The following is a 2,853-nucleotide window of genomic DNA, read 5'->3' as shown; positions in this document are numbered from 1 at the left end:
CATCCCCGCGGCTCACTGCGCGGCATCCGCACCCGCTTCGGCGCGGGCCTCGACCTGACCTGGACCCCCGACGGCGCCACTGCTGTCCTGCGCCCCACCCGCACCCACCGCATCGAACTCAGGACTTCGGCCGGCGCCCGGTCGTTCGACCTGGCCGCTGGCGAGGACCGCGTCCTGACCCTGAGGACGCGGTGACCCCGTTCCCCCCACCCATGGAAGGACCACCATGGCACCACGCACCCTGCGCACCGTCGTCAAGGCCCTGCTGGCCCCCGCGCTCGCCCTGGGCGTCACCGCCGGCCTCGCCACCGCCCCCGCCCAGGCCGCCGTCTGGAACACCTGCGACCAGTGGGGCAACACCAACCTGGGCGGCTACACCCTCTACAACAACATCTGGGGCTCCGGCGCCGGCGCCCAGTGCGTCTGGGCCAACTCCTGCACCAACTGGGGAGTGTGGGCCAACCACCCCAACACCGGAGGCATCAAGTCCTACCCGAACTCCAAGAAGGTCGTGAACCGCAGCATCTCCTCGCTGCGCACGCTCACCAGCAGCTACAGCGTCAGCGTGCCGTCCGCGGGGGCCTACAACACCTCGTACGACATCTGGGACACCGACTACGACTACGAGATCATGCTCTGGGTCAACCAGTACGGCCCGGTCGGCCCGCTCGGCAGTTCCCAGGGCACCGTCACCCTCGGCGGCCACACCTGGAACGTCTACAAGGGCGACAACGGCTCCAACCAGGTCTTCTCGTTCCTGCGCACCTCCCGCTCCACCTCTGGAACGGTCGACATGCTGCCCATCCTCCGCTGGATCAAGGACACCAAGCGCTGGATGGGCGACGAGACCATCGGCGACGTGCAGTTCGGCTACGAGATCACCTCGTCCTCGGGCGGCATGGACTTCCGCACCGACAACCTGACCGTCACGGCGGGCTGACAGGAAGAACGGGGCCGCCCGCACCCCACGGGCGGCCCCTACCGCCCGGTCCGGGACCCGTTGGACCGGGCGGTGCTCGAAGGCCGGTACTCGAAGAACCGGCGGCGGCGCGCCCTACTGCTCCCGGACCGGCAGAACCGCACCGTCGCGCAGGAACAGCGGAATGCGCTCCAGCGGCGCGTCCACCGTGACCGTCCCACCGCCCGCGTACGCCGCGTCCGTCCACGCGTCCGTCCAGCGCGCGCCCTCGGGCAGGTACACCGTCCGGTCCGTGGCCCCGGCCTCCAGGACCGGCGCGACCAGCAGGTCACGTCCGAGGAGGTACGCGTCGTCCACCGACCAGCAGGCCGCGTCACCGGGGAACTCGAGGAACAGCGGCCGCATCACCGGCAGCCCCTCCTCGTGCGCCTCCCGCATGACCTCCAGGACATACGGCCGCAGCCGCTCCCGCAGGCGCAGGTACCGCTCCAGGACCGCCCCGGCCTCGTCCCCGTACGCCCACACCTCGTTCGGGCCGCCCGTCATCTCCGGACCCAGCGGCATGCCGGGCTCGCGGAACCCGTGCAGCCGCATCAGCGGCGACAGCGCGCCGAACTGGAACCAGCGCACCATCACCTCGCGGTACGCGGCGTCCTGCGTATCGCCCCCGTGGAAGCCGCCGATGTCCGTGTTCCACCACGGGATTCCCGACAGAGCCGTGTTGAGACCCGCCGCGATCTGACGCCGCAGCGTGGCGAAGTCCGTGCCGATGTCGCCGGACCACAGGGCGGCGCCGTGCCGCTGACTGCCCGCCCACGCCGAGCGGTTGAGGGTGATCACCTCCTGCTCGCCGGCGGCCAGGAGCCCTTCGTGGAAGGCCCGGGAGTTCTCCGCCGGGTACAGGTTGCCGACCTCCAGGCCCGGACCCGCCCAGTACCGCAGGTTCTCCGGGAACCCCGGCTTCAGCTCCGGCTCGCACGCGTCCAGCCAGAAGGCGGTGATGCCGTACGGATCGAGGTAGTTCTCCTTGATCCGCGACCAGACGAACTCCCGCGCCTCGGGGTTGGTGGCGTCGTAGAACGCCACCTGCACCGTGCTCGCGACCTCCTTGTCCGGCCAGTCCGCGTGCGCCAGCGGCCCGTACTGCGTGCCGATGAACAGGCCGCGCTGCTCCATCACCGGATGGTTCTCGCTCAGCGGCGACACCGACGGCCATACCGACACGACCAGCTTGACGCCCAGTTCCTCCAGCTCCCGCACCATCGCGGCGGGATCCGGCCACTCCTTCGGGTCGAATCTCCACTCACCCAGATGCGTCCAGTGGAAGAAGTCGCAGACGATCGCCGACAGCGGCAGACCCCGGCGCCGGTACTCCCGCGCCACCTCCAGCAACTCCTCCTGCGTGCGGTACCGCAGCTTGCTCTGCCAGAAGCCGGCCGCCCACCGGGGAAGCATCGGGGTGCGCCCCGTCACCGCGCTGTAGCGGCGCTGCCCCGCCGCCGGATCGCCCGCGGTGATCCAGTAGTCGATCTGGCGGGCCGAGTCCGCCACCCACCGGGTCCCGTTGTACGCGAGCTCGACACGGCCGATCGCCGGGTTGTTCCACAGCAGCGTGTAACCGCGGCTGGAGGTGAGCACCGGGATGCCGACCTCGGCGTTGCGCTGCACCAGATCGACGACCAGGCCCTTCTGGTCCAGCCGGCCGTGCTGGTGCTGCCCCAGGCCGTACAGCCGCTCGTCGTCGTAGGCGGCGAACCGCTGCTCGAGCCGGTGGTGCCCGTTGCCGACCGCCGTGTACAACCGGGGCCCGGGCCACCAGAAGTGGGCGGGCTCCTCGGCCAGCAGCTCCGCACCGTCGTCGCTGCGCAGGAAGCGGACCAGGCCCCCGGCGTCGATCTCGGCGGTGAGCGAGCCGACCGTGACCCGGCCCCGCC

3 protein-coding genes are annotated in these 2,853 nt (G+C 70.9%); 2 read left to right on the top strand and 1 reads right to left on the bottom strand.

The annotated features are described in order from the left end of the window. Together ACOV8S_RS21495 and ACOV8S_RS21490 are read left to right on the top strand one after the other, a co-directional pair. A partial coding sequence (locus tag ACOV8S_RS21495; RefSeq protein ID WP_448319523.1) for a hypothetical protein occupies positions 1-195 on the top strand: 195 nt, incomplete at its 5' end. 31 nt (positions 196-226) lie between these two features. After that, positions 227-940 carry a glycoside hydrolase family 12 protein gene (locus tag ACOV8S_RS21490; RefSeq protein ID WP_448319522.1) on the top strand — a complete coding sequence of 238 codons (714 nt, stop codon included), beginning with the start codon at positions 227-229 and terminating at the stop codon, positions 938-940. 114 nt (positions 941-1,054) lie between these two features. On the opposite strand, the gene ACOV8S_RS21485 is transcribed toward ACOV8S_RS21490, so the two are convergent. Then, positions 1,055-2,853, bottom strand: a 1,799-nt coding sequence (locus ACOV8S_RS21485) for a glycoside hydrolase family 31 protein (protein WP_448319521.1), incomplete at its 5' end; no start/stop codon positions are given.

It is taken from the genome of Streptomyces sp. CO7, assembly GCF_053474865.1.
This window is presented reverse-complemented; position numbering and strand designations above follow the sequence as displayed.